Source organism: Halomonas sp. HL-93, from assembly GCF_900086985.1.
In the GTDB taxonomy this organism is placed as follows: domain Bacteria; phylum Pseudomonadota; class Gammaproteobacteria; order Pseudomonadales; family Halomonadaceae; genus Vreelandella.
Genome location: NZ_LT593974.1, coordinates 633,284 through 657,531 on the forward strand (window position 1 = coordinate 633,284; position 24,248 = coordinate 657,531).

The window sequence follows — 24,248 nt, forward strand, 5'->3', positions numbered from 1 at the left end:
TGCCACGGCCGTTTTGCTTATAAGCGACGTAACTATGCTGAATGTGGAGTATATGTGGGGCCTGCTGCCGGTCCTGTTAAGGTATTTACCGTTAACGCTGCAGATGGCGACTATCGCCATGCTGTTTGCGCTGATTATCGCCTGTCTGTTAGCGGTAGTTCGAGTCTCGCGGATACCGGTGCTGAATGGTGGGGCACTGCTGTTTATTTCGTTCTTCCGCGGAACGCCGCTGCTGGTGCAGCTGTTTCTGTTTTACTACGGCCTACCGCAACTGATTGATGCGCTCATTTCCATTAATGGCGTGACCGCTGCCGTGCTGGGTCTAACGCTGCATTTCTCCGCGTACATGGCGGAATCCATTCGTGCGGCCATTGTAGGTATTGACCGGAGCCAGACCGAGGCGGCGCTTTCCATCGGCATGACCCAGTCGCAATTGATGCGCCGTATTATCCTGCCCCAGGCAACCCGTGTGGCAACGCCGACGCTGATGAATTATTTCATCGATATGATCAAGGCCACCTCGCTGGCGTTTACCCTGGGTGTCACCGAGCTAATGGGCGCTACCCAAAAAGAGGCCTCAGGAAGCTTTCTCTATTTGGAAGCGTTCTTGCTAGTGGCGATTATTTACTGGGTGGTGGTGGAGGTACTCTCATGGGGCCAGCGCCGTCTGGAAACGTATCTGAATAAGGCGTATCAGCGATGATCACTCTGGAATCTGTCAGCAAGCGATTTGGTCAGCAGCCAGTGTTTACAGACATCAATTTGCATTTAGACCAGGGTGAAATCATTGTCATTATCGGCCCATCGGGGACCGGTAAATCAACTCTGCTGCGCTGTATTAACTTTCTTGAACGCCCGGAAGCGGGGCATATCACGGTAGGCAACTTACGCGTCGATGCACGCCAAGTGAGCCGCGCCGATATTCTGGCACTGCGGCGAAGAACCGCCTTTGTGTTTCAGAACTATGGTCTGTTTGCGAACAAAACGGCGTTGGAAAACATTAGCGAAGGCATGATTGTGGTAGACAAGCTGCCCAAGGCTCAAGCCGACGCGCGGGCGAGGGATATTTTGGCGCGGATTGGCTTGGCGGATAAAGCGGATGCCTACCCGGCGTCGCTTTCCGGTGGCCAGCAGCAACGGGTTGGTATTGGTCGGGCGATGGCGGCCAATGCCGATGTGATTCTGTTTGATGAGCCTACTTCGTCGCTTGATCCCCAATGGGTAGAGGAAGTGTTAAGCTTGATGAAGCAGTTGGCGGTAGAGCGGCAGACGATGATCGTCGTCACCCACGAGATGCAGTTCGCCCGTGACGTGGCGGATCGCGTGGTATTTATGGACGAGGGTGGTATTGTCGAGCAGGGCCCGCCCGAGGAACTGTTCACGGCACCCAAGGATGAGCGCACTCGCCACTTCCTGCGCAAGATTTTGGCGCCCATGGGGCAGACAGTGCCGTGAGTGTCGATAGCATTATGGTTTGCGAAAATTTCGAATAATGCTACTCTGAAGGGTAAGTCCCTTGTGTTTTTTAGGAGGAGAGGCAATGGTCTCGCTTACCGCCATGCTGCCCAGCCAAGAAGAGGCCGCGCTTGCTAAGCTATCAAGCCGGGAATTAGCTGCGTCTGTGGAAACAAAAGCCTCCACGCAGCAGGTAATGCTTTCCGGCAAGGATGGTCATGCGCATCACGTTGAAGTGCCCGTAAGCGCGCTTCGTTTGTTGGTAGATATTCTGACGGAGCTAGGTGAAGGTAATACCGTAAAGCTGATCCCTGTTCATGCAGAGATGACCACCCAGGAAGCGGCCGATTTGATGAATATGTCGCGTCCGACGTTTATCAAGTTATTGGACGAAGGAAATATTCCTTACCATCGAGTCGGGAATCGTCGCAAAGTTAAGTACACGGATGTGATGGCTTATAAGCAAGAGGTTGATCAGCAGCGGCTTGAAGCCCTTGATGAGCTGTCATCGCTGGATCAGTCACTCGGTCTGGGCTATTGATGAGTTCGTATTACACAGTGGTTTACGATGCCTGTGTCCTTTATCCGGCGCCGTTAAGAAGCTTTCTCATTCATTTGGCAATAACCGATTTGTATCGTGCTCGTTGGTCGCGTCAAATACATGAGGAATGGATGCGAAACCTGCTGGCTCAGCGTGATGACCTGTCATGGGAAAAGCTTGAGCGCGTTCGTGAGCTAATGGATAGGCACACACGCGATGCAGTCGTGGAAGGTTTTGAGTCTTTGATTGATGGGTTGACGTTGCCAGACCCAAATGACCGCCATGTGCTTGCTTGCGCTATTCATAGCGGGGCTGAGGCGATTATTACCTTTAATCTCAAAGACTTTCCAGACGCTGTTCTGGCTCAGTACGATATTAGATCGATACATCCTGATGAGTTTTTATCGGACATGTTGGCGTTAAGTCCAGGTGATGTTATCCAGGCAGCTCAGCGCCATAGACAAAGCTTGAAGAGCCCACCCTTTAATGCCGAAGAATATCTTGATTTGCTATTAAATCAGCGGCTTCCTGAAACGGTCAGTGAGCTTAGGCGCTATCGTCTAATGCTTTGATGCTTAGCGTGGTGTGTTGGCGGCGGACTTTTTACGCTGTTGAAACACCCTAGCAAGCCCGCATTCTGCGTGATAGACTATGCCATCCTCTCAGACAAGACCCGTGAGCGGGCAGCTGAAATGAACTGCTCGCTACACTAATTTGGCCGGGCTATTGCACAAAAATAGCTGCCAAATCAATTGGTTGTTACGGAAGCGTCGTATTGTCCGAGTCGGCGTGCGACGAACACATAGTTAATCCGTTGCCCTTTAATCGGCAACCTTATTCTCCAAGGAGATACCCAGTGGCGAACAGCAAGCAAGCTCGCAAGCGCGCCCGTCAGGCCGAGAACCGTCGCGTCCTGAAAGCTAGCCAACGCAGCATGGTCCGCACCTACATCAAGCGTGTGATCAAAGCGATCAACACCGGTGACCATGGCAAGGCGATGGAAGAGTTCAAGGCAGCGCAGCCGGTCATCGACCGCATTGCGGATAAAGACGTGCTTTCCAAGAAGAAAGCCGCGCGTCTGAAAAGCCGCATGAACAAGCGCATTAAAGCACTGGCGGCGTAAGCCGGCAGGCGCCTTAAAAAACCGGCTGCGGCCGGTTTTTTTGTGTCTGTGGATTGCCAATGGAAGGGTGACGAGGGCGATGACCACAAATTCGCAGCCGGAAGTCCACGAGCAGCCCCCCCGGCGTGGGTTGATGCGCTCGGGGTTGATTGTCAGCGCCATGACCATGCTCTCGCGGGTCATGGGCTTGGTGCGCGATGTGGTAGTGGCCGCATTGCTGGGCGCGGGTGACGGGGCCGATGCGTTTTTTGTGGCCTTCAAAATCCCCAATTTTCTGCGTCGCTTGTTCGCCGAGGGAGCGTTCAACCAGGCGTTTGTGCCGGTGCTTTCCGAGTACTCGACCCAGCGTGACAAGCAGGAAATCCGCGAGTTGCTCAACGCCGTGGCGGGCAGTTTAACGGCCATTCTGGCACTGATTTCGGCGCTTGCCATGCTGGGAGCACCCTGGCTGATTTGGCTGTTTGCACCGGGGTTCGGGCGAGACCCGGAAAAGCTCGCCATGACGGCGGACATGCTGCGGTTAACCTTTCCCTATTTATTGCTGATCTCGCTCACCGCCTTTGCCGGTAGCGTGCTGAACACCTGGAACCGCTTTGCAGTGCCAGCGTTCACCCCGGTATTGCTCAATATATCGCTGATTGGCGCGGCCGTGCTGCTAACGCCGTTGATGCAAGAGCCCGCCATGGCCCTGGCCTGGGGGGTGTTAATCGCCGGCGTCGCCCAGTTGGTGTTCCAGGTGCCGTTTTTGCTGCGCCTGGGGTTGATGCCGACCCCATGGCCCAACCTGGCCCATGAGGGCGTGCGGCGGATTTTGAAGCTGATGGGCCCGGCGCTGTTTGGCGTGTCGGTGTCGCAGATCAATCTGCTGCTGGACACCGTATTGGCTTCTTTGCTGGCCGCAGGCAGTGTCTCGTGGCTGTACTACTCGGATCGTCTGGTTGAACTGCCGCTGGGGGTATTTGGCGTGGCGATTGGCACGGTGATCTTGCCAGCGCTTTCCAAACGGCATGCTGACCAGTCAAACGTGCACTTTGCCGCCATGCTGGACTGGGCGATCCGCATGGTGCTGTTGCTGGGGTTGCCCGCCGCCCTGGCGCTGGTGGTGCTGGCCGAGCCGCTGTTGATCACGCTGTTTCACTATGGCGCGATGACCGATACCGATATACAAATGGCGGCGATGAGCCTGCGCGCCTACGCCGTGGGGCTGGTGGCCTTTATGCTGATTAAGGTGCTTGCGCCGGGCTTTTTTGCCCGCCAAAACACTAAAACGCCGGTCAAGGTGGCCATTTTTGCCATGGCCGCCAACATGCTGTTCAACCTGATACTGGTTTGGCCGCTGGCCCATGCCGGGTTGGCGTTAGCCACGGCGCTGTCGGCGTTTTTGAATGCTGGGCTGCTGGGTTACCTGCTTTATAAAGAGGGTGTGCTGGTGTTTCAGCCGGGCTGGGGGCGCTTTGCGGTGCAACTGGTGGGCGGCTGTGTCCTGATGAGCCTCGCGCTGTATTTTGTCGCGCCCGAATGGACGGCATGGCTTGCCATGAGCCTATGGCAGCGGGTCGCCTGGGTGTCAGGGCTGGTGGCGCTGGGCGCGGGGCTGTACTTTACCTGGCTGGGGGCGTTGGGTTTACGAATACGGCATTTGAAAATGCGTGCCTAACGCTGCACGGCAGCGGCTAGGTTCGTTATAATCAAGGGCTTTGCTGCCTGCTTCTTGGGCGGGTAAGCGGGCTAGCAACGGCTGAGGTGCCATGCGGGTCATTCGAGGTTTGCACAATTTAACGGTGTCTTCGCGGGGCTGCGTGGCGACCATCGGCAATTTTGATGGTGTGCACCGTGGCCATCAGGCGATTTTGCAGCAGTGCCGCGAGCACGCTGCCCGCCTGGGGGCGCCGTTAACCGTGGTGGTGTTTGAACCCCAACCGCGTGAGTTTTTTGCCGGCGACCAGGCACCGCCAAGGCTTACGCGGCTGCGCGAAAAGGTCCGCCTGCTGGGCCAGCACGGCGCCGAGCAGGTGCTGTGCCTGCCGTTTAACGATGCGCTGCGTAGCCTCACCGGCCGTGAGTTTATCGATCAGGTGCTGATTGACGGGCTCAACGTAAAACATCTGGTGGTCGGCGACGACTTCCGCTTTGGCTGTGATCGGCGTGGCGATTTTACCCTGCTGGAAGCCGTGGGCCGGGAGTACGGTTTTGGCGTTGAGCATACCCGTACCTTTACCGTTGACGACGAGCGCGTGTCCAGCTCGCGGGTGCGCACGCTGTTGGCCAGCGGCAATTTTACCGCCGCCGAGCGCCAGTTGGGTCGGCCCTATTCAGTCGATGGCCGGGTGGTGCGCGACCAGCAACTGGGGCGTACCATCGGCGTTCCCACTGCTAATTTGCCGATGCTGCCCCAGCCGCTCACGCTACGCGGCGTGTACGCAGTGGTGAGTGAGCTGGAAAACGGCAAGCGCTACTTCGGCGTAGCCAACGTTGGGTTTCGCCCCACGGTAGGCGCCAAGCGGCCGACCTTGGAGGTGCACCTGTTCGATTTTTCAGGCGACCTTTACGGCCAGCGCATGACGGTAGTGCCTTGCGCACGGCTGCGGGGCGAGGTGAAGTTTGACGATATTGAGGCACTGAAAGCGCAGATTGAGCGCGATCAGCGCCAGGCGCGGCGCTATTTTGCGGCCGCCGCCGCTGGCAAAAGCGCAACATTACCGCTGGCCTCGGCCCCGCTCGGGCGAGAGACCGCTTCTTCTGATTCTTCCTTGGCGGGCGATTCCGCCGATGATAACGACGGCTGACCGGATTATGGATTATAAGCACACGCTAAACTTGCCAGAAACCGACTTTCCCATGCGAGGTATGCTGCCTAAGCAGGAGCCAGGGCGCGTGTCCGCATGGCAGGATATGAACCTTTACCAGCGCCTGCGCGAAGCACGCGCGGGAGCGCCGCTGTTCGTGCTGCACGATGGCCCTCCGTATGCCAATGGCAGCATTCATATCGGTCACGCCGTTAACAAAATTCTTAAAGATATTATCGTCAAATCGAAGAACCTGGCGGGTTTTGATGCGCCCTACGTGCCGGGCTGGGACTGTCACGGCCTGCCCATTGAGCACAAGGTGGAAACCACCCACGGCAAGCATCTGGCGCCAGATACTGCCCGCGAGCTATGCCGCGAGTACGCCGCCGCACAGATTGAAACCCAACTGGCTGACTTTGTGCGTCTGGGTGTAATTGGCGATTGGGACCACCCCTACCGCTCGATGGATTTCGCCAACGAAGCGGGCGAGATCCGCGCGCTGGCCGAGATGGTCGACGCGGGCTACGTCTTCAAGGGCTTGAAGCCGGTCAACTGGTGTTTCGACTGTGGCTCGGCGCTGGCTGAAGCCGAGGTCGAGTACGCCGATAAAAAATCTGACGCCATCGACGTGGCCTTCCCGGTGGAAGACGCAGACAAGCTGGCCGCGGCCTTTGGTTTGAAGGCGCTGCCCAAACCCGCCGCCGTGGTGATCTGGACCACTACGCCCTGGACCATCCCGGCCAACCAGGCGCTCAACGTTCATCCCGAGTTCACCTACGCGCTGGTCGATACCGGCGAGCGCCTATTGCTGTTGGTGGAAGATCTGGTCGAAAGCTGCCTGGAACGCTATGAACTGACTGGCGAGGTGATCGCCACCACCAAGGGTGAGGCGCTGGATTTAATCAATTTCCGCCATCCGTTCTATGATCGTCTCTCGCCGGTATACCTGGCCGATTACGTCGAGTCCGAAGTGGGCAGCACCGGTATCGTGCACTCTGCGCCGTCCTACGGTATGGACGACTTCATTACCTGCCGCGAGCATGGCATGGAGTTCGATGACATGCTCAACCCGGTGCAGGGCAACGGCGTGTATGCGGACGACCTGCCGTTCTTCGGCGGCCAGATGATCTGGAAGGCCAACCCGCATATCGTCGAGAAGCTGCGTGAAGTGAACGCCTTGATGGCCCACACGCCGATCAAACACAGCTACATGCACTGCTGGCGGCATAAAACGCCGGTGATTTACCGTGCCACCGCCCAGTGGTTTGTGGGCATGGATATCCAAGGTAAGGACGGCAAAACCCTGCGCGAACGTGCGCTGGAAGGCATCGAGGCGACGCAATTTACCCCTGCCTGGGGCCAGGCGCGCCTGCACAGTATGATCGCCAATCGCCCGGACTGGTGTATTTCCCGCCAGCGCAACTGGGGCGTGCCAATCCCGTTCTTCCTGCACAAGCAGACCGGCGAGCTGCACCTGCGCACCGTGGAATTGATGGGGGAGGCTGCCAAACGCGTCGAGCAGCAAGGCATCGACGCCTGGTTTAAACTCGACCCGGCGGAGCTGCTAGGCGCGGAAGCCGACGAGTACGACAAAGTCACCGATACGCTGGATGTGTGGTTCGACTCCGGCACCACTCACCGCCACGTGCTGCGCGGCTCGCACCCGCATGGCCACGAGAGCGGCCCGAGGGCGGACCTGTACCTGGAAGGCTCCGACCAGCACCGCGGCTGGTTCCATTCGTCACTGTTGACCGGCTCGGCCATCGACGGCCACGCGCCGTATCGCCAGCTGTTGACCCATGGCTTCACCGTGGACGCCCAGGGTCGCAAGATGTCCAAGTCGATCGGCAACGTGGTTGTGCCGCAAACGGTGATGGATAAGCTGGGCGCCGACATTTTGCGCCTGTGGGTGGCGTCCACCGATTACTCTGGTGAAATGGCGGTCTCCGATGAGATTTTGAAGCGCACTGCGGATGTTTACCGGCGTATCCGTAACACCGCGCGCTTCCTGCTCTCTAACCTTAACGGCTTTGATCCCGCGAAGGACCAGGTGGCGTTTGGCGACATGCTGGCGCTGGATCAATGGGTGGTCGACCGCGCCGCGCAGTTGCAGGGGCGTATCGACACCGCTTATGACGAATACCGCTTCCTGGATGTCTACCAGCAGGTGCACGGCTTCTGCGCCCGTGAACTGGGCGGCTTCTACCTGGATGTGATCAAGGATCGCCAATACACCACGCAAGCCGATTCGCTTGCCCGGCGCAGCGCGCAAACGGCGCTGTACCATGTGGTGGAAGCGCTGAGCCGCTGGGTGGCGCCGATTCTGTCGTTCACCGCCGAGGAGATTTATGAGCATATCCCCGGTGAGCGCGGCGACAGTGTCCTGCTGGAAACCTATTACACCGGCCTTGATACCCTGGATGATAACGCCAAGATGGGTCGTGATTTCTGGGAGCAGGTGCTTGAGGTCAAGCACGCGGTTAACAAGTGTCTGGAAGATGCCCGCAACGCCAAGGTGATCAAGGGCAGCCTGGCGGCCGAGGTGACGCTTTTCGTGAGTGACGAGCTCAACATGACGCTGACCAAACTGGGCGATGAGCTGCGCTTTGTGATGCTGACCAGCGAGGTGCACTTGAAACCGCTGGCCGAGGCCGAAGATGCCGAAGCCACCGAGCTTGAAAGCCTGAAGGTCGTGGTCTCTCAAAGTGAGCACACCAAGTGCGAGCGCTGCTGGCACCATCGTCCGGATGTGGGCACCCATGCGGCGCATCCCGATTTATGCGGCCGCTGTATCAGCAACTTGCCCGAAGGCAGCGGAGAGATTCGTTACTATGCCTAATGATACAAGCCCAGCAAACGCCCACCCCTTACAGCGGCCGCCGATGCACCGGCCGCTGCGCTGGTTGTGGTTGGCGGCGGCGGTGATCGTGCTCGACCTGGCCACCAAGTACCTGGCGACGAGCATGTTGAACTACGCCCAGCCGGTCGAGGTGCTGCCGTTTTTCAATCTCACGCTTTTACACAACACGGGAGCGGCGTTCAGCTTTTTATCAGAGCACCCGGGCTGGCAGCGTTGGTTCTTTGCGATTGTTGCGATTGGGGCGAGTATTGGTCTGAGCATTTGGCTGTCGCGTATCAGGGCCGATGAAAAGCTGCTGGCTGTCGCGCTACCACTGATTATCGGCGGCGCGCTGGGCAATCTTTATGATCGGCTTGTTCACGGCTACGTGGTCGATTTTCTGTCTTTTCATGCGGCGGGCTGGTACTACCCTGCATTTAATGTGGCAGATATAGGCATTACCCTAGGGGCGGTCGGGCTAATTTGGGAATCGGTAATGGGCGAGCGGCGGCGCAAAAAAGCCCAGCGGACTTCGTCTACCTCCAACAGCGAGTAACGCAATGAGCGACTATTTAATTGATGACGGCATGGAAGTGACTCTGCACTTCACGCTCAAGCTGGAAGACGGCACCGTGGTGGACTCGACCAAAGAGAAAGTGCCCGCTACCTTCCAGTATGGAGATGGCAACTTGCCACCCGGTTTTGAGCATCCGATTAAAGGCATGGCGGCGGGTCAAGAGGGCAGCTTCGAGATTACCCCCGAACATGCCTTTGGTCAGCATAATCCGCAGAACATTCAAACGCTGAAGCGTGATGACTTCGGCGATGAAGTGCCGGAGATTGGTATGGTCATGTCATTTGCCGATAAAGCGGGAACGGAATTGCCAGGTGTGGTCAAAACCATTGAAGGTGATCGGATTGAGGTCGACTTTAATCATCCCTTGGCGGGGCGTACCCTTACGTTTGAGGTTGAAGTGCTCGACGTGAAGCCGGTCACGACGCACTGAGAGATCACTTACTGACAGGCGGCTGAATTCATCCAACGGTGCTCTGTACCAAGGCGCGAGACTCATGTTGTCAAAACCGCAATCACAGCAGCAAACACACCCCATCGAAATCAAGCTGGCCAACCCGCGTGGCTTTTGCGCAGGGGTCGACCGGGCAATCGATATTGTTAACCGGGCGCTGGATGTGTTTGGGCCGCCGATCTATGTCCGTCATGAAGTGGTGCATAATCGCTTCGTGGTTGAAACCCTGCGTGAGCGCGGCGCGGTATTCGTCGAGGAACTGCACGAAGTGCCCGACGATGTGATTGTGATTTTCTCGGCCCATGGGGTTTCCCGTGCAGTCCAGCAAGAAGCCGAGCAGCGCGGCCTGAAAGTGTTTGACGCTACCTGCCCGTTGGTCACCAAGGTGCACATTGAAGTGCTGCGATATGCCAAGCGCGGCCAGGAGTGCATCTTGATCGGCCATCAGGGCCATCCGGAAGTTGAAGGCACCATGGGGCGTTACGATACTTCCCACGGTGGCCGTATTTACTTGGTGGAAGACGAGCACGATGCCGCCAACCTGGACGTCAAGGACCCTTCGCAACTGGCCTTTGTGACGCAAACCACGCTGTCGATGGACGACACCGCCAAGGTGATCGACGCGCTGCGCGATAAATTCCCCGCGATTCAAGGCCCGCGCAAAGACGACATCTGCTACGCCACGCAAAACCGTCAGGATGCAGTGCGTGAACTCGCCGCCGACAGCGATCTGCTGTTGGTGGTGGGTAGTCCTAATAGCTCCAACTCGAATCGTCTACGCGAGCTTTCCGAGCGCATGGGCACGCCCGCTTATCTGATCGATAACGCCGAGCAGATCGTTCCCGAGTGGCTGGACGGCGTCAGCTGCGTAGGCGTTACCGCCGGTGCCAGTGCCCCGGAAGTACTGGTCAAAGGTGTGATCGAGCGCCTTCAATCCATGGGCGCGACCGTGCCACAAGAGCTTCAAGGGCGTGAAGAAACGATTACCTTTTCGATGCCCCGTGAACTGCGTGAACGGGTGATTGCCAGCGGCTAAACAAAGACTTCGTGATGCAAAGCGTATGGGTTTACGACATACTGAAATAGTATGAGTTAACCAATACAGGAGCAGAGCCGCGTGTCTTATGTTTCTCATCCTTCCTCCGGCCGCATTTCATCAGGCGGCCAACGCGGCTTTACCCTAATTGAACTGATGATTGTGTTGGCCATCATCGGCATCGTGGCGGCCATTGCCTACCCCAGCTATACCCGCTACGCACAAAAATCGCTGCGAACGGATGCCCATGCGGGGCTCATGCAAGCGGCATCTGCGCTTGAGCGCTGTAACACTCAGTCCTATACCTACGACAATTGCGATGACGTACCGGCCACCTCGCCAGAAGGGCACTACACCATTGAAGTGTCGACCGGCAGTCAGAATGGCGGCTATACGCTAACGGCCGAGACCGACCGAGACGATGGCTGCGGCGAGCCGTTGATCCTGGATGCCAGGGGCAGACAATCACCCGATGGATGCTGGTAGCCTATGCGTCAACGCGGTTTTACCCTTATTGAATTGATGCTGGTACTGGTTATCGCGGCGTTGTTAATGCTAATCGCCGTGCCCTCCTTTTCTACGTTTATGGCCCGCCAGCAACTGGCCGGTGATGTTAACCAACTTCAATCGGTGATGACCTTTGCGCGCAGCGAAGCCATCAAGCAACGCCAGCCGATCACCGTCAACTTCTCACCGCCTGACACAGCAACCTCGATACGCCGTCCTGATGAATGCCGCGACGAAGAGCGGATTGATGAAAGTGGCGACGATGGTCCCCGGTACGTTTACAACGCTTGGTGTTACTGGGCCGAAAGCCCGCAGAATGGCGGCGAGGCGGCTGTTATGCGAGTAGGGCAAACGGCCAATATTACCAAGCCCCAAGGCAATTTCTCGTTAGTGTTTGAAAGCCTGGGCGACGCGGATATCAGCGATTGTGACGATGGTGAGGGCCAATGCGAGATTACGCTCGCGCCAGCCGACTCGGAAGACGATATTGACCCGGTGACGATCCGTGTTCGTGAAACCGGCAGCCTGCGCAAGGTGACCTCATGACGTCGCAGCGCGGCTTCAGCCTTGTCGAGGCACTGATTGCGCTACTGGTGCTGTCGCTTGGCCTGGTGGGCGTGGCAGCCATGCAGCTGAAAGCACTGCAAAGCGCCTCGCTTGGCTACCAACGCTCAGTGGCAAGCGTGGCCGCCGCCGATGCACAGGAGCGCCTGTGGGCAACGCTTGAGCCTGGACAAGGCTGCGATGCTATTGACGTTGGGGCGGTTCAAACAGACTGGCGAGATCAATGGTTTGAGGATAGCGACCACACCCCCTTGCGTAATGCCATTGAAAGCGACAGCGGCATCGAGAAAGACAGTGATGAAGGTGCGTGTCGGTTTACCGTCACCCTTGCACTTAGCGAAGACGCTAATGACCAGCTTGACTATACCTTCCGCCTGCCCAGCCTGGAGGGAGTGCAATGAGGCATTCCCAACGCGGGTTTACTCTGGTAGAGCTGATGGTGGCGATGGTGATCGGCACCATCATCATCCTGGGGGCGGGGCAGCTGTTCTTGACGACCTTTCAAACCTTCCAAAACGTTGACACGATTAGCCGTAAGCAGGAAAACCTGGTGTTTATCGCCCAGCGCGTGACAAGTGAGATTCGCCAGAATGGGCCAGGGCGCTACACGCTTGAATGCGAGACAGAGCAGGTGCAGGAAAAAGACCAGTGCACCTGCACCGTGGCCGATACCGACGAAGGCAATCAGCCGCTGGTCAGCTTTCCCAAGGGTAGCTCCGGTGGTGACAGCCATTGCACGGAAGACGCTCACGAGTTGGGTGATCCCGTTCTGGATAACAACGCCCTTTATCGCGTGTCACTGCCGATTGAAAATAACGGTGAGTCGATTGTCTTCCATGTCACCCACCGCACTGCTGTGCTGGGTACTGAGCAAAATGGCGACGATAATGATGGCAACGATGATAATGACACCCGGGACCCCGACCCTAATAACCCCGGTTACTACATGAATGGTGACCAGATGTATAACGATCGGTGTTATGTTCCCGGGAATGGAAATTTGAACACCAATCGAAATGGATGTAATGCACCATGAAACAACAAGGCGCGGCGCTAGTGATCGTTATGGCGCTGCTCGCCGGTGCCATGACGCTGGGCCTTTCGGGCATGCAAACCGCGCTGGTGGATGAGCGCTTGGCGGGTAATTATCGTGCTTCGACTCAGGCGCAGATGACCGCAGAAAATACCTTATCAGCGTTGGTCGACCCAGATAACACAACGCGCCGCAACGAATATCTTAATGATCTATTAGCTAATAACGAATTAGTTTCTGTCGGGCAAACCAAAAGTCTACGCGGGCGAGAGGTGGAAGCATTGCTCGAAGAAGGTGCATTGGATGATTTTTTCAAACAACTGCTGCCCAACAATTATGAGGAGCTAAGCTCAGAAGACCAAGCCGAAATACACGGTACGCTGGTGGAAAATTTTGTATTGGAATTTGAGCGACTAGAGGGCGATCAAATTGCTATTACCGCCTTGGATGATGGGTTACGCCAAAGTGCGCGCGGTCAATCGAGATTAGTTTATGCCCTAGGTGAAGGTTCGGGCAACCCAACGCCTTTTCAATCTCCTGTAGTGGGTTGTGAGGGGGTATCATCAGGAGGTGGCTCCATCATTAGCAGCTATCGTTCTAGCGATGGGGGATGGAGTGGGGAGCCGGGGCGGTTTGCCAGCGATGATTTACCACTACTAAGAACGACCACTGAAAACGCCAATGTTGAACTGGGCGGGAATGAACAACTTCACGGTGGAATAGAGGCCTTGGGCAGCGTGACAATGACTGGTTCGTCCCAGGTGTTTGGTAGCATATTGGCCAACCAAAATGTCAATCTGAACGCTGGGGGTGGGCGCGTCAGAGGGAACGTTGACAGCTTGTCCAATGTATTGTTCGGCAGTAGCACGCGGGTGGATGGGGAAGTTCGCGCTGAACAAGACATTAGGTTTAGCAATTATGCTGCTAGCGTAGGAGAGGCTATTTACGCTGGGGGCGATATTATATCTAGCCGCGACCCCGTTTCGGACCACTTAGATGCCGCCAATCGGCAGAATTTTATGACCAATGCCGAACTTTCTTTAACGCCGATAGCCGAGCAAGACTGCGATCCCATCGATTTTAACGGCAAGAGTCTCAAAGATGAGATCGTTCGCTATCAAGATGAAATACCCACTATTGGTGATGTCACAGTTGGTAGTTATCCCAATGAACAATGGCGCTTCACGCCAACTGCCATGTCACGTTTTGATAAAACATGGAACGTTAATCGCTGGGTTGAGCATGCTGAACCAACTTCAAATACGCTAATGGAAGAACCGACAAGTTTCTATCGAGTTAATCATCTTCGTCTAACGAGCTCACCATCCTTGCGCGTCAGCGGTGGTGATATAGCGGTCATTGTGGATGGTGACTTTACTATGGACGGCGGTGGTGCAGGCTTAGTGATTGATGACGACAGTAGCTTGACTATTTTTGTCTCTGGCCGGGTTGATTTTGGGAGCGTATTAAATATGCCCGAAGCGAACTCGCTGAATAATCAAGGTAACCCAACGTTTTCGATATTTTCAGGCTACTCCGGCAATCAAACTGGAGTGAACTTTAGTGCCAGTAATCGCGTAGTGGCCAATGTATACGCACCCTACACCGATATATCAGTAAACTCGGGATCCGATTTTTTCGGGAGTCTAAGAGGTCAGCGTGTAACGGTGAGCGGTAGTGGTAGCATTGTTTATGATGAATTGTTAGCTAGCGCCTTTTCAGAATCTATATCTGGGTCAGGATCAGGGGACAGTACTCGCTCAGGGTGGCAGCTTGTCGATTGGCAGTAGTGACCACTGACACAAGGCCGCGTTATCATAGCGCTATTTGCCCAAGAGCTTGAATGCCTTATGAGTCAGTCACCCAAAACCCGTGTTCTAACCGGTATCACTACGTCCGGTACGCCCCATCTGGGCAACTACGTGGGGGCGATCAAACCCGCCATTGAGGCGAGCCAGGATCCCAGCGTTCAGTCGTTCTACTTTCTGGCCGATTTCCACGCGCTGATCAAGTGCCAGGATCCCGAGCGCGTTCAGCAGTCGCGCCTGGAAATCGCCGCGACCTGGCTGGCCCTTGGGCTGGATACCGATAACGCCATTTTTTACCGCCAGTCGGATATTCCAGAAATCCCCGAGCTAACCTGGATGCTTTCCTGCGTATGCGCCAAGGGGCTGATGAACCGCGCCCACGCCTATAAAGCCGCTGTGGCTGAGAACGAGGAAGCAGGTAATCAGGATCCGGATAAAGGCATCACCATGGGGTTATTCGGCTACCCCGTGCTGATGGCGGCGGATATTCTGATGTTTAACGCCAACAAGGTGCCTGTGGGCCGCGACCAGATTCAGCATATCGAGATGGCGCGGGATATCGCCGGGCGCTTCAATCACCTATATAAAGGCGAGTATTTCATCCTGCCCAACGCGGTGGTGGATGAAAAGAGCCAGGTGCTTGGCGGGCTGGACGGGCGCAAAATGTCCAAGAGCTACAACAACACGATTCCGTTATTCGCGGCTGAGAAAAAGCTGCAAAAGCTGGTGCGTAAAATCAAAACCAACTCGCTGGAGCCCGGCGAGCCAAAAGACCCTGATACCTGCACGCTGTTTCAGATTTATGCGGCCTTTGCCTCGGCCGAGGAAACCGCGACCATGCGCCAGCAGTACGCCGAGGGCATTGGCTGGGGTGATGCGAAAAATCAGGTGTTTGAGTATCTCAACGCCCATCTTGAAAAACCCCGCGAGCGTTACAACGCGCTAATGGAAGACCCTGGGCATATTGAAACGGTACTCCAGCGCGGGGCAGAGCGCGCACGCGAGGAAGCCGCGGTGACGATGGATAAGTTGCGTACCGCTGTGGGTCTGGGGCGCTTTATTTAAGCTCTCATCTTCGCCCCTTTCGTGGTATTGCTACTAAAACGCCCCGCTTTATTTAAAAGCAGGGCGTTTGTTTTTTAACGCTATCCGTTATGGCCTGAGTGGTTAAGCACCCGGATTTTGCTCGATGCCTTGCAGGTACCAGGGGGCATCGTCGCGCATCGCCCGGGTTAAGTGCCAGGTCTCGTTGAACTCGGTTTGTTCTCCGTTTTCTTCCAGTAGGCCGTGGAAAATGACCGTCGCTTCGGCCTGGTCGCCCACTTCGGCAACATTACCCAACTCGGCGAATAAGCGCACAATCTCGGTACGGTTATTGGCGGGCTGCTGGGCGCGTTCTTCGCGCAGCACGTTGTAATATGCGGGCGTTACGTACTCCTGAATGCGGCTGAAGTCGTTATTGTCCCAGGCGCGCTGCAGGGTCATGAAATGCTCTTTGGCGCCACTCAAGAAGCGTTCTTTATCAAACCACTCAGGCGTTGTTGCGCCTGAGTGGCTGTCGGTTGCAGCGCTGCTGCCTTCTTGCGCGTCGAAACGTGGTGCAGAGGTGGGGCCGCTCGACCGTGCATGACCCGAAGACGAGGGTGCGGGCGCTCGCTGCTGGCGCATTGCCCGGAAGGCCATGACTGCCAGCAGAGCGACGCCTGCCATGACCAGCAGATCCATCAAGCGCAACTCATCAAAGGCGCCGCCAAAGAACAGCGCGGCCAAAAGTCCGCCGGCCAATAAGCCTCCGAACATGCCGCCCATTCCGCCGCGACGGGCCGCTGCTGAACCTGCTTGGCCCTGGTCGTTGCGCTGTGCCTGCTGTTGCTGGGTAGCCGCCGGACGATCTGCCGAGCGCGACATGCTGCCGCTGCTGGCGCCGCCACCGAAGCGTCGTGCGTCGGCGGACTCGACCGCCAGGCCAAAGCCCATTGCGCCTACCAATAAGATGACGAAAAACTGTCGCAACATTGTGTGTCTCCGGATTAACAAGCGCCGCTGGGGCGCGAAGGTGATGCAATGAACCAAGTTTAACGCCTATACGCATCGTGCGTCGTCTGTTTCAATCTGTCTTTGTATAAAGACAATAATGAGGTGGCATCGTGCGCTTGCAACGCGATAAAAGTTTACTGCTGATGGTCGATTTCCAAGCGGGCTTACTGCCAGCGATTGACGGCGGTGAGGCCGCTATAAGCGAGGCTCATTGGCTGTTTGGCGTAGCCGATGCGCTGGCAGTGCCCGTATGGCTAACTGAACAAATGCCCGAGAAACTTGGGGGCACGGCACTAGCGTTACTGGAAGCCCGACAAGCGCCCACGATATGGCAAAAGCAGCACTTCGGGATTATGGAGGAAGCCGTGTTTCGTGAGGCGCTGCATGCGTCGGGCAGGCATCAGGTGGTGTTGTGCGGCACCGAGGCGCATATTTGCGTACTGCAAACGGCACTCGGGCTATTAGCCGAAGGCTATGCGGTCTATTGGCTCAGCGAGGCGACGGCAAGCCGCCGGGCCGAGGAAGCGATGCTGGCGCGCGAGAGGGCCTGTGCCTTGGGGGCGCAGGCGGTCTCGGCGGATATGGTGGCCTACGAGTGGCTTCACCGCTGTGATACAGCGTCTTTCAGCGCGGTCCACCAGCAGTTTTTGAAGCCTCGTGCGGCGAAAGCAGTGCGTTTTTTCTAGGCGTGTGTTTAACGCTCGGCTTCGCGCCGGGTGAAGACAAAGGTATCGCCTTGTGACGCGGCGGCATCGAAGCGGTAACCGGCAACATCAAATGCTTTTAGCGCCTCGGGGTCGTTAATGTTCTGACGAATTATCCAGGCGCTCATCAGGCCGCGCGCCTTTTTGGCGTAGAAGCTGATGATCTTGAAGGTGCCATTTTTTTCATCTTTAAATACCGGCGTGATGATCCGGGCATCCAGTTTCTTGGCATCAACGGCTTTGAAATACTCGTTGGAAGCCAGGTTAACCAGCACCTTTGAACCGCTTTCGGCAATAGCTGCGTCCAGCGCTTTGGTTAGCGTGGGCTTCCAGTAGGCATAGAGATCCTTGCCTGCCGAGTTAGCTAGTTTGGTGCCCATCTCAAGCCGGTAGGGCTGGATCAGATCCAGCGGGCGCAACAGGCCATAAAGACCTGAGAGAATACGCAGGTGCTGTTGAGCAAAGCGATTCTCACTGTCGCTGAACGTGTCAGCTTCAAGCCCCGTGTACACATCACCCTGAAAGGCCTGGGCGGCGGGCTTGGCGTTTTCCAGCGAAAACGGCGGCTGCCATTCGGTAAAGCGGGCCGCGTTCAAGCCTGCCAGTTTGTCGCTAATGCCCATGAGGTCGCTGATCTGCTGCGGTGAATAGTCGCGCAGGATATCGATGAGTGCTTGGCTATCAGCCAGAAAATCCGGCTGACTGACGTCTTGGGTGGTTGACGGGGTTTCAAAATCCAGCGTTTTGGCCGGTGAAATAACGCTCAACATGGCAGCTTCCTTGGGACATCGTCGATGTAATGGACCACATTATACCAAGCCTCGGCGATGGCCGAGGCTATGAGATCGATAGCGTAATCTTCTATCAAGGGCAGGGGTTGGGCATGCGGTGATGGATATCGTCGATTGCTTCCAACAGGTCGTCGTCAAGCTTGAGACTTTCGCTGGCTAAGTTGCTTTCCAACTGTTCCATGGTGGTGGCGCCAATGATGTTGCTGGTCAGAAAACTGCGCGAATTGACGAACGCGAGGGCCATTTGCGCTGGGTCGAGGCCGTAATCCCGCGCCAGCGCTACATAGGCGTGGGTGGCGGCTTCGGCTTCTGGCGATGTGTAGCGCTTGAAACGTTCGTACAAGGTGAGGCGCCCTTTAGGCGGCCGTGCGCCATTCAGATATTTACCCGAGAGCACGCCAAAACCCAGCGGCGAGTAGGCCAGTAGCCCGACGTCTTCGCGGTGGGCGATTTCCGCCATACCCACTTCAAACGAACGGTTGAGCAGGTTGTAGGGGTTTTGGATCGAGGCAACCCGCGGTACATCGAGCTGGTCGGCAAGCTGAAGGGCGCGCATGGTGCCCCAGGGGGTATCGTTTGACAGGCCGATAGCGCGAATTTTACCGGCGTCGACGAGCTCTTTCAGGGCGCTCAAGGTCTCCTCAAGCGGTGTGGCATCTTCTTCTTCGTTATGCGTATAGCCCAGCTTGCCGAAAAAGTTGGTGCTGCGATCGGGCCAATGCAGCTGGTAAAGGTCGACGTAGTCGGTTTGCAGGCGCTCAAGGCTTGCGTCGATCGCCTTGAAGAGGTGTTCGCGGGTCAGACGCGGCCCACCGCGTATATGGTCAAGCCCGGGGCCGGCAGCCTTGGTGGCGATAATGACGTCGTCGCGTTCGCCGCGCTGCTTGAGCCAGCTACCGATATAGTGTTCGGTTAACCCCTGGGTCTCGGCCTTGGGCGGCACTGGGTACATTTCGGCAGTATCAATAAAGTTGATGCCAAAGGCGACGGCGCGATCAAGCTGTTCGTGGGCCTCGGCTTCGCTGTTTTGTTCGCCAAACGTCATGGTGCCCAGGCAAAGACGGCTGACGTCCATCCCGGTTCTGCCCAATGGTCGCGTTTGCATGATGGTCTCCTTGTATGAATACGATTACCAGCGGGATGCACACCGATTTCAGTGCATCGCGACGGGGGTTGTGTGGCATGTTAGCGAGGCGTTCGCCAAGCAGCAAATCAGAGGGGTTGAGTCGTTGCCACGGCAGGCGTATGCTTGCCAGCCCATTGACCGGCCAAGGGCCGGTTTATCGCGTGGTTGGTTGTCTCATAGGGAGTGACGGCTAGCCCAATGTTTCAACAAACAGGCAGAGTCGTTTGCCATGACACAGGCATCATCTTTGTTTACTCGGCTGGAGTTTCGGCTAGCCGAGCGGCTGTTTCAAAATCGTTGGTTATTGCCACGCTCGCCGCGTACCCAGCGGTTAACGCTGCGCTTGTTTAAGCGCTGCGCCGAGGCGGGCCATCCCGATGCACTTTCCGTTTACGGCCACATGCTGTTTCAACGTAGCTTATCGCCCCAGGATAAAGCGCGTGGTGCACGCTATGTGCTGGAAGCTGCCCATGCAGGCGATGTAAAGTCTCAGTATCAGGCAGCAAAAATTTACGAGCACGGCTGCGTGCAGTATCCGCGCCGTGATGATTATGCGGTCACCTGGTATGCCCGTGCGGCGCAATCCGGCCACTCGTTAGCGGCTGAGCGTCTTGCGCATGCTTACCGGGTTGGTGAGCTGGGCTTAACGGCCGATGCCGACCAGGCCGCTTACTGGCAAAGTCTGGTGCGTCAGCCGTCCGACCCTGTCGCGGCATGATGTGCCGTTGCCTTTTTCGCAAGTGAGGCCGTCCGTGTCCGAGACGCTACCTACCGTGTTGGATATTGAAGCGTCCGGTTTCGGGCGCGGTAGCTACCCGATTGAGGTGGGAATTGCCCGTGCCGACGGCACCAGCTGCGCGTTTCTGATTCAACCGCTTGAAGAGTGGACGCACTGGGACCCCAAGGCTGAGTTGCTACACGGCATTGCGCGCGAGCGCTTAATGCGTGAAGGCTATCCGGTGCGCCAAGTGGCGCGCTGGCTTAACGACGAGCTAAGTGGCGAGGGTAAGGCGTATAGCGATAGCTGGGGGTACGACAACACCTGGCTTTCGCTGCTGTTTCATCACGCGGGGATGCTGCCGGGTTTTCGTCTGGAAGCGTTGAGAATCTTGCTTAGCGAAGACCAGCAGGCGCTGTGGAGCGATACCAAGGAAGCCGTCATTGCCGAGCGCGGTATTCACCGCCACCGCGCCGGTGAGGATGCGCGGCTACTGCAGTTGACCTACCAGCGAACCCGCCAGCTTTGCCAGTAGATGGCTCGCCGCGCCCCTCTATCCTTGTGCTTCTAGCGCCTCAAGCAGCGCGTCGGGGGTCTCGGCATCAAGTAGCATGTCACGGGTTGCTTGTGCCATGAACCCTTGCTCGACGGTGCTATTCAAAAATGTCAGTAGCGGCGTATAGAAACCCTCAATATTGAGCAGCCCCAGCGGTTTTTCATGTAAGCCCAGATAGCCCCAGGTCCACGTCTCGAACAGTTCTTCAAAGGTGCCAATGCCGCCGGGCAAGGCGATGAAACCATCGGCGTTAGCGGCCATGGTGGCCTTGCGTTCGTGCATGTTGGGTACGCGGATTAACTCGCTGAGGCCAAAATGGGCCTGCTCGCGCTCTACCAGATGGTCCGGCATGACGCCGATAACTTCGCCGCCCGCCTCCAGTGCCGCATTGGCTAGCACGCCCATCAAACCAACCCGGGCGCCCCCGTAAACCAGCGTGTGTCCGCGAGCCGCAAGGGTTTGTCCAAGTGTTTGGGCGGCATGACGGAAGGCGGGGCTGTTACCTTCCCGCGAGCCAAGGTAAACGCAAATTCGAGACATCTCACTTCCTTTTAAGCTAGGCAGGTGTTGACGTGATGGTGGGTATCCAGCCATTGGCCAATGACATTATTGCCGCACAGGTGGTGCGCGTACTGGGTGTGTAAACAACGTACCTGATGCCAGTTGCTAATGCCGCCGATGCCGCGCTTGGTGAGTACGTCCGTGTAACCGCGCTCAGCGACCTCGGCGCGCTGTGCCTCACTCATCAACGCCCAGCGCGTCTCAACATAGTCACGGTGGCTTTGCTGGTAGGCGGCCAGGAAGTCAGGCTCGTCCTGTAACTGCTGTTCCAGTGACTTGATGACGCCCACGGCTTCGATGCGCGAAATCTCGACTTTAAGTACATCGGAGCATAGCCAGTAAAGCGTCGGGAAAGGTTTGCCTTCGACAATCGGTGCCATACGCAGCACCAGCGGCGTGTTGTTGCTATCCACGGCGGCCACGGCCTCAATGCCTTTTGGTGGGCGGCCAAGCTGTTGGGTAATAATCGCCAGTTGGCGCTCGTCTGGGGCATGATCGGTGCGAATCACCATGGGCGGGTCTCTTACTGGCAGTATTGTTGTGCAGGATTATTCCCGAACAAACTTGGTGGAGCGGCCAACGGCGCGAAAAAAGCAGCGGTTGAGCTGTTCCGGAGACGCGACATAATGCCAGGTACGTTCACAGTATTCAGCCGCTCGCGCCATTAGCACATCGTAAAGTCGGTTGAACGGCGCATCATAATCGTAGGGGTCGGCACCGAACAAGCGGATATGCGGATAGTCTGCAAAGCGCTCCATAAAATAGCGCTCAAGGTCCGCCTCAACGGCGCGGTGTTGGGCAGTGTTGTCCGGGTCTAGCCATAGATTGTAGCGGATCGCCATGGGGCACTCCTGGCCGCCCCGTTGCCGGGGCGTAGCGGTTCAGGCGGGGGCGGGCGCTTCTTGCAGATGGGCTTCGAGCGCTTCCCGCAAATCGCCTTCAATGGGCACGGTGCATTTGGCATGATGATCGTATTGCACCAGGATCGTATGCCCAACATTGGTTAACTTGCCGTGCTGGCGCGCCTCCTGGGTGACGGTAAATGAGCTGTTGCCCAGGCGCGTCAGGTACGTACGTAATTCGATATCGTGACCGTAAAACAGTTCAGCACGGTAGTCGACCTCCATCCGCGCCATGATCAGCCGCCACGCTTTAGGGTTCAGGTCGGGGGTGAATAACCTGAACAGGTCGTTGCGAGCTAGCTCAAACCAGGCGGGAAGACGGGTGTTATTGATATGGCCAAGGGCATCGGTGTCATAAAACGCCGGTTCGATGATACGGGTAAACATTGGCGCCATCCTTTAATTTTATTAGCAGCGTAGGGGATAAACCAGAAGGTTGGTTAAGCGCTCAAGGATTACCCCAAGCAAGCGCTTGGTCAAGTCTAGGCGGTGCGCATTACACTAAACGAAGCCCTTGCTGGTCACGCCAGGCAGCTGCCAGCGCGCTTTTCAGGGGTGCCTGCAAATGCGCGGGCAACGCCCGTTGGGCATCTTCCAAGTGGTCAAAATGGCGGTTGCGCAGCCAGCAGTAGGCCCAGGCGCAGGCTTCAGAGTCGCTGTCTGGTAGCGGCTTGGCCGGCATCTGGTTTAGCAAGAACACGGCCGTGCGTGGTGCCCAGAGCGGGATATCGACGTTCTTGGCCTGGCTCCAGGCATCCAGTGTGGCCCCGGTGGGCGTCTCGCTGGGTTCGCCGATTTTAGCGACCCGCGCCGTCTCGGCAAGAATCAGCGCGAGGCCGTCGGCATCGGCCTGTCCGAGCGCTCGCCATTGGCGCAACAGCGCCGGACATCCCTCGCGCACCTTGGTATAAAAGTCATCTTGCGGCATGCTCTATAGCACCCCCGTATTAGATAAGTGAGAGCAATAATGGCATTTGATTTTGCCACGCCCATTGAGCGACGCCACCCCGCTGAGGGTTGGGCATCGCAAAAATGGCACCGCTATGGTGACGACGTGCTGCCCTTGTGGGTCGCAGATATGGACTTTCGATCGCCGCCTGCGGTGATTGACGCCCTGCACGCTAGGGTGGCGCACGGCGTTTACGGCTACGGTGAAGTGCCTGCCACGTTAACAGAAACCCTATGCCAGTGGAGCGCTAACCACTACCAGTGGCCGATCCAGGCTGAGTGGCAGCAGTGGCTGCCGGGCGTGGTGCCGGCGTTGCATCTGGCGTCCTTGGCGCTGACCGCACCAGGGGACGGCGTACTAACCGTCACGCCGATCTATCCGCCGTTTCTGGCCGTGGCCGAGCGCACCGGCCGGTTGCCCCAGCAGGCGGCATTGGCCACACCGATCAGCTCAGACGATAGCTGGCGGCTGGATATCGGTGCGCTGGAGGCCGCCGTCACCCCGCAAACCCGTTTGCTACTCTGGTGTCACCCGCATAACCCCACCGGCCGCGTGTGGTCGCATGGTGAGTTGGCCGCGCTTGCTGCGTTTGTCGAGCGTCACGATCTATGGGTCGTGTCGGATGAGCTGCATTGCGATTTGCTGCTTGACGAAGGGGCGCGTCACCAGCCGCTGGTGGCGGCTTTCCCTGAGTTGGTCAAGCGCACCATTACCCTCTGGGCGCCATCGAAGACGTTTAATCTGGCGGGCCTTACCACTGCCTGCGCGGTGGTCCCCGACCCGAGCCTGCGTAAGCGTTTCGCCCAGGCGACCAAAGGCCTGCTGCCCGATGGCAACGTGCTTGGGTTGGTGGCAGCGGAGGCCGCCTACCGCGATGGCGAGCCATGGCGTCAAGCATTGTTGCAGGTGCTGCGAGAGCATCGAGCAACGCTTAAGGCACATGTCGCTACTTGGCCTGGGGTCGACATGAGCCCGCCGTCGTCGACCTACCTAGCGTGGTTGGATATGCGCCAAGCCAGCCTTGGTGAATCGCCGCAGGCGGCGCTGCTTGAACAGGCGGGCGTTGCTCTGTCAGACGGCGCGGCCTTCGGTCATCCTGGATTTGTGCGGCTCAATTTTGGCACTACCGCCCCGCAGTTGGAGGCGGCGCTAGCCCGGATGGATGCGTTACTGGCTCGCTGAGC

At 57.2% G+C, this 24,248-nt stretch carries 29 protein-coding genes; 21 read left to right on the top strand and 8 right to left on the bottom strand.

Annotation, left to right across the window (positions count from 1 at the left end):
• Window positions 1–34 precede the first annotated feature (34 nt).
• The 17 genes from GA0071314_RS02825 (at window position 35) to GA0071314_RS02905 (ending at window position 15,785) form a co-directional block, all read left to right on the top strand.
• Complete coding sequence (locus GA0071314_RS02825) at window positions 35–703, top strand: amino acid ABC transporter permease (RefSeq protein WP_074395220.1); 669 nt, start codon at window positions 35–37, stop codon at window positions 701–703.
• The gene (locus GA0071314_RS02830) at window positions 700–1,455 is read left to right on the top strand and encodes an amino acid ABC transporter ATP-binding protein (RefSeq protein ID WP_074395221.1); all 756 of its coding nucleotides are present in this window, start codon (window positions 700–702) and stop codon (window positions 1,453–1,455) included. The genes GA0071314_RS02825 and GA0071314_RS02830 overlap by 4 nt, the downstream gene beginning before the upstream one ends.
• 85 nt (window positions 1,456–1,540) lie before the next feature.
• On the top strand, window positions 1,541–1,996 hold the full coding sequence (locus GA0071314_RS02835) for a helix-turn-helix domain-containing protein (protein ID WP_074395222.1): 456 nt from the start codon (window positions 1,541–1,543) through the stop codon (window positions 1,994–1,996).
• Window positions 1,996–2,568, top strand: a complete 573-nt coding sequence (locus GA0071314_RS02840) for a PIN domain-containing protein (protein ID WP_074395223.1) — start codon at window positions 1,996–1,998, stop codon at window positions 2,566–2,568. Before GA0071314_RS02835 ends, GA0071314_RS02840 begins: the two co-directional genes overlap by 1 nt.
• A gap of 284 nt (window positions 2,569–2,852) precedes the next feature.
• Window positions 2,853–3,119: a 30S ribosomal protein S20 gene (gene rpsT / locus GA0071314_RS02845; RefSeq protein WP_074395224.1), complete on the top strand. Its 267-nt coding sequence runs from the start codon at window positions 2,853–2,855 to the stop codon at window positions 3,117–3,119.
• 79 nt (window positions 3,120–3,198) lie between these two features.
• Window positions 3,199–4,776 (top strand): murein biosynthesis integral membrane protein MurJ, encoded by a 1,578-nt coding sequence (gene murJ / locus GA0071314_RS02850; protein ID WP_074395225.1) that lies wholly within the window; start codon window positions 3,199–3,201, stop codon window positions 4,774–4,776.
• A 91-nt stretch (window positions 4,777–4,867) separates the two neighbouring features.
• Window positions 4,868–5,905, top strand: a complete 1,038-nt coding sequence (gene ribF / locus GA0071314_RS02855; protein WP_074395226.1) for a bifunctional riboflavin kinase/FAD synthetase — start codon at window positions 4,868–4,870, stop codon at window positions 5,903–5,905.
• Between the two features lie 7 nt (window positions 5,906–5,912).
• The gene (gene ileS / locus GA0071314_RS02860; RefSeq protein ID WP_172822081.1) at window positions 5,913–8,744 is read left to right on the top strand and encodes an isoleucine--tRNA ligase; all 2,832 of its coding nucleotides are present in this window, start codon (window positions 5,913–5,915) and stop codon (window positions 8,742–8,744) included.
• Window positions 8,737–9,300: a signal peptidase II gene (gene lspA / locus GA0071314_RS02865; protein WP_074395228.1), complete on the top strand. Its 564-nt coding sequence runs from the start codon at window positions 8,737–8,739 to the stop codon at window positions 9,298–9,300. Before ileS ends, lspA begins: the two co-directional genes overlap by 8 nt.
• Window positions 9,301–9,304: 4 nt before the next feature.
• A complete protein-coding gene (gene fkpB / locus GA0071314_RS02870) occupies window positions 9,305–9,751 on the top strand; it encodes an FKBP-type peptidyl-prolyl cis-trans isomerase (RefSeq protein WP_074395229.1) in 447 nt (148 codons plus the stop codon).
• A 64-nt stretch (window positions 9,752–9,815) separates the two neighbouring features.
• A complete protein-coding gene (gene ispH, locus GA0071314_RS02875) occupies window positions 9,816–10,808 on the top strand; it encodes a 4-hydroxy-3-methylbut-2-enyl diphosphate reductase (RefSeq protein ID WP_074395230.1) in 993 nt (330 codons plus the stop codon).
• Window positions 10,809–10,889: 81 nt separating this feature from the next.
• Window positions 10,890–11,294: a type IV pilin protein gene (locus GA0071314_RS19855; protein WP_074395231.1), complete on the top strand. Its 405-nt coding sequence runs from the start codon at window positions 10,890–10,892 to the stop codon at window positions 11,292–11,294.
• Window positions 11,295–11,297: 3 nt separating this feature from the next.
• A complete protein-coding gene (locus GA0071314_RS02885; protein WP_074395232.1) occupies window positions 11,298–11,861 on the top strand; it encodes a pilus assembly FimT family protein in 564 nt (187 codons plus the stop codon).
• Entirely contained in the window at window positions 11,858–12,280 is a 423-nt protein-coding gene (locus GA0071314_RS02890; protein ID WP_074395233.1) for a type IV pilus modification PilV family protein, read from the top strand. The genes GA0071314_RS02885 and GA0071314_RS02890 overlap by 4 nt, the downstream gene beginning before the upstream one ends.
• Complete coding sequence (locus GA0071314_RS02895; RefSeq protein ID WP_074395234.1) at window positions 12,277–12,915, top strand: PilW family protein; 639 nt, start codon at window positions 12,277–12,279, stop codon at window positions 12,913–12,915. The genes GA0071314_RS02890 and GA0071314_RS02895 overlap by 4 nt, the downstream gene beginning before the upstream one ends.
• Window positions 12,912–14,702, top strand: coding sequence for a DUF7305 domain-containing protein (locus tag GA0071314_RS02900; protein WP_074395235.1), 1,791 nt, complete (start codon window positions 12,912–12,914; stop codon window positions 14,700–14,702). Before GA0071314_RS02895 ends, GA0071314_RS02900 begins: the two co-directional genes overlap by 4 nt.
• 60 nt (window positions 14,703–14,762) lie before the next feature.
• Window positions 14,763–15,785 carry a tryptophan--tRNA ligase gene (locus GA0071314_RS02905; protein ID WP_074395236.1) on the top strand — a complete coding sequence of 341 codons (1,023 nt, stop codon included), beginning with the start codon at window positions 14,763–14,765 and terminating at the stop codon, window positions 15,783–15,785.
• A 102-nt stretch (window positions 15,786–15,887) separates the two neighbouring features.
• Here GA0071314_RS02905 and GA0071314_RS02910 read toward each other — a convergent pair whose 3' ends face one another.
• Entirely contained in the window at window positions 15,888–16,736 is an 849-nt protein-coding gene (locus GA0071314_RS02910) for a Tim44 domain-containing protein (protein ID WP_074395237.1), read from the bottom strand.
• Between the two features lie 131 nt (window positions 16,737–16,867).
• Between GA0071314_RS02910 and GA0071314_RS02915 the strand changes: the two genes are divergently transcribed.
• The gene (locus GA0071314_RS02915; protein ID WP_074395238.1) at window positions 16,868–17,443 is read left to right on the top strand and encodes an isochorismatase family protein; all 576 of its coding nucleotides are present in this window, start codon (window positions 16,868–16,870) and stop codon (window positions 17,441–17,443) included.
• Between the two features lie 8 nt (window positions 17,444–17,451).
• Here GA0071314_RS02915 and yaaA read toward each other — a convergent pair whose 3' ends face one another.
• Entirely contained in the window at window positions 17,452–18,231 is a 780-nt protein-coding gene (gene yaaA / locus GA0071314_RS02920) for a peroxide stress protein YaaA (RefSeq protein WP_074395239.1), read from the bottom strand.
• A 94-nt stretch (window positions 18,232–18,325) separates the two neighbouring features.
• The gene (locus GA0071314_RS02925; RefSeq protein WP_074395240.1) at window positions 18,326–19,357 is read right to left on the bottom strand and encodes an NADP(H)-dependent aldo-keto reductase; all 1,032 of its coding nucleotides are present in this window, start codon (window positions 19,355–19,357) and stop codon (window positions 18,326–18,328) included.
• Between the two features lie 250 nt (window positions 19,358–19,607).
• On the opposite strand from GA0071314_RS02925, the gene GA0071314_RS02930 reads away from it, so the two are divergent.
• Both GA0071314_RS02930 and GA0071314_RS02935 read left to right on the top strand, forming a co-directional pair.
• Complete coding sequence (locus GA0071314_RS02930; RefSeq protein WP_074395241.1) at window positions 19,608–20,096, top strand: tetratricopeptide repeat protein; 489 nt, start codon at window positions 19,608–19,610, stop codon at window positions 20,094–20,096.
• 34 nt (window positions 20,097–20,130) lie between these two features.
• Complete coding sequence (locus GA0071314_RS02935; RefSeq protein WP_074395242.1) at window positions 20,131–20,631, top strand: hypothetical protein; 501 nt, start codon at window positions 20,131–20,133, stop codon at window positions 20,629–20,631.
• Window positions 20,632–20,649: 18 nt separating this feature from the next.
• On the opposite strand, the gene GA0071314_RS02940 is transcribed toward GA0071314_RS02935, so the two are convergent.
• The 5 genes from GA0071314_RS02940 to GA0071314_RS02960 all read right to left on the bottom strand — a co-directional run bounded on the left by GA0071314_RS02940 (window position 20,650) and on the right by GA0071314_RS02960 (window position 23,043).
• Entirely contained in the window at window positions 20,650–21,192 is a 543-nt protein-coding gene (locus GA0071314_RS02940) for a TIGR00730 family Rossman fold protein (protein ID WP_074395243.1), read from the bottom strand.
• 11 nt (window positions 21,193–21,203) lie between these two features.
• Window positions 21,204–21,725, bottom strand: a complete 522-nt coding sequence (locus GA0071314_RS02945) for a DUF501 domain-containing protein (protein ID WP_074395244.1) — start codon at window positions 21,723–21,725, stop codon at window positions 21,204–21,206.
• Between the two features lie 36 nt (window positions 21,726–21,761).
• Window positions 21,762–22,055 carry a hypothetical protein gene (locus GA0071314_RS02950; RefSeq protein WP_066316720.1) on the bottom strand — a complete coding sequence of 98 codons (294 nt, stop codon included), beginning with the start codon at window positions 22,053–22,055 and terminating at the stop codon, window positions 21,762–21,764.
• Window positions 22,056–22,094: 39 nt separating this feature from the next.
• On the bottom strand, window positions 22,095–22,502 hold the full coding sequence (locus GA0071314_RS02955) for an acyl-CoA thioesterase (RefSeq protein WP_074395245.1): 408 nt from the start codon (window positions 22,500–22,502) through the stop codon (window positions 22,095–22,097).
• 109 nt (window positions 22,503–22,611) lie between these two features.
• The gene (locus GA0071314_RS02960; protein WP_074395246.1) at window positions 22,612–23,043 is read right to left on the bottom strand and encodes a hypothetical protein; all 432 of its coding nucleotides are present in this window, start codon (window positions 23,041–23,043) and stop codon (window positions 22,612–22,614) included.
• 39 nt (window positions 23,044–23,082) lie between these two features.
• Between GA0071314_RS02960 and GA0071314_RS02965 the strand changes: the two genes are divergently transcribed.
• Complete coding sequence (locus GA0071314_RS02965; protein ID WP_074395247.1) at window positions 23,083–24,246, top strand: MalY/PatB family protein; 1,164 nt, start codon at window positions 23,083–23,085, stop codon at window positions 24,244–24,246.
• Window positions 24,247–24,248 lie beyond the last annotated feature (2 nt).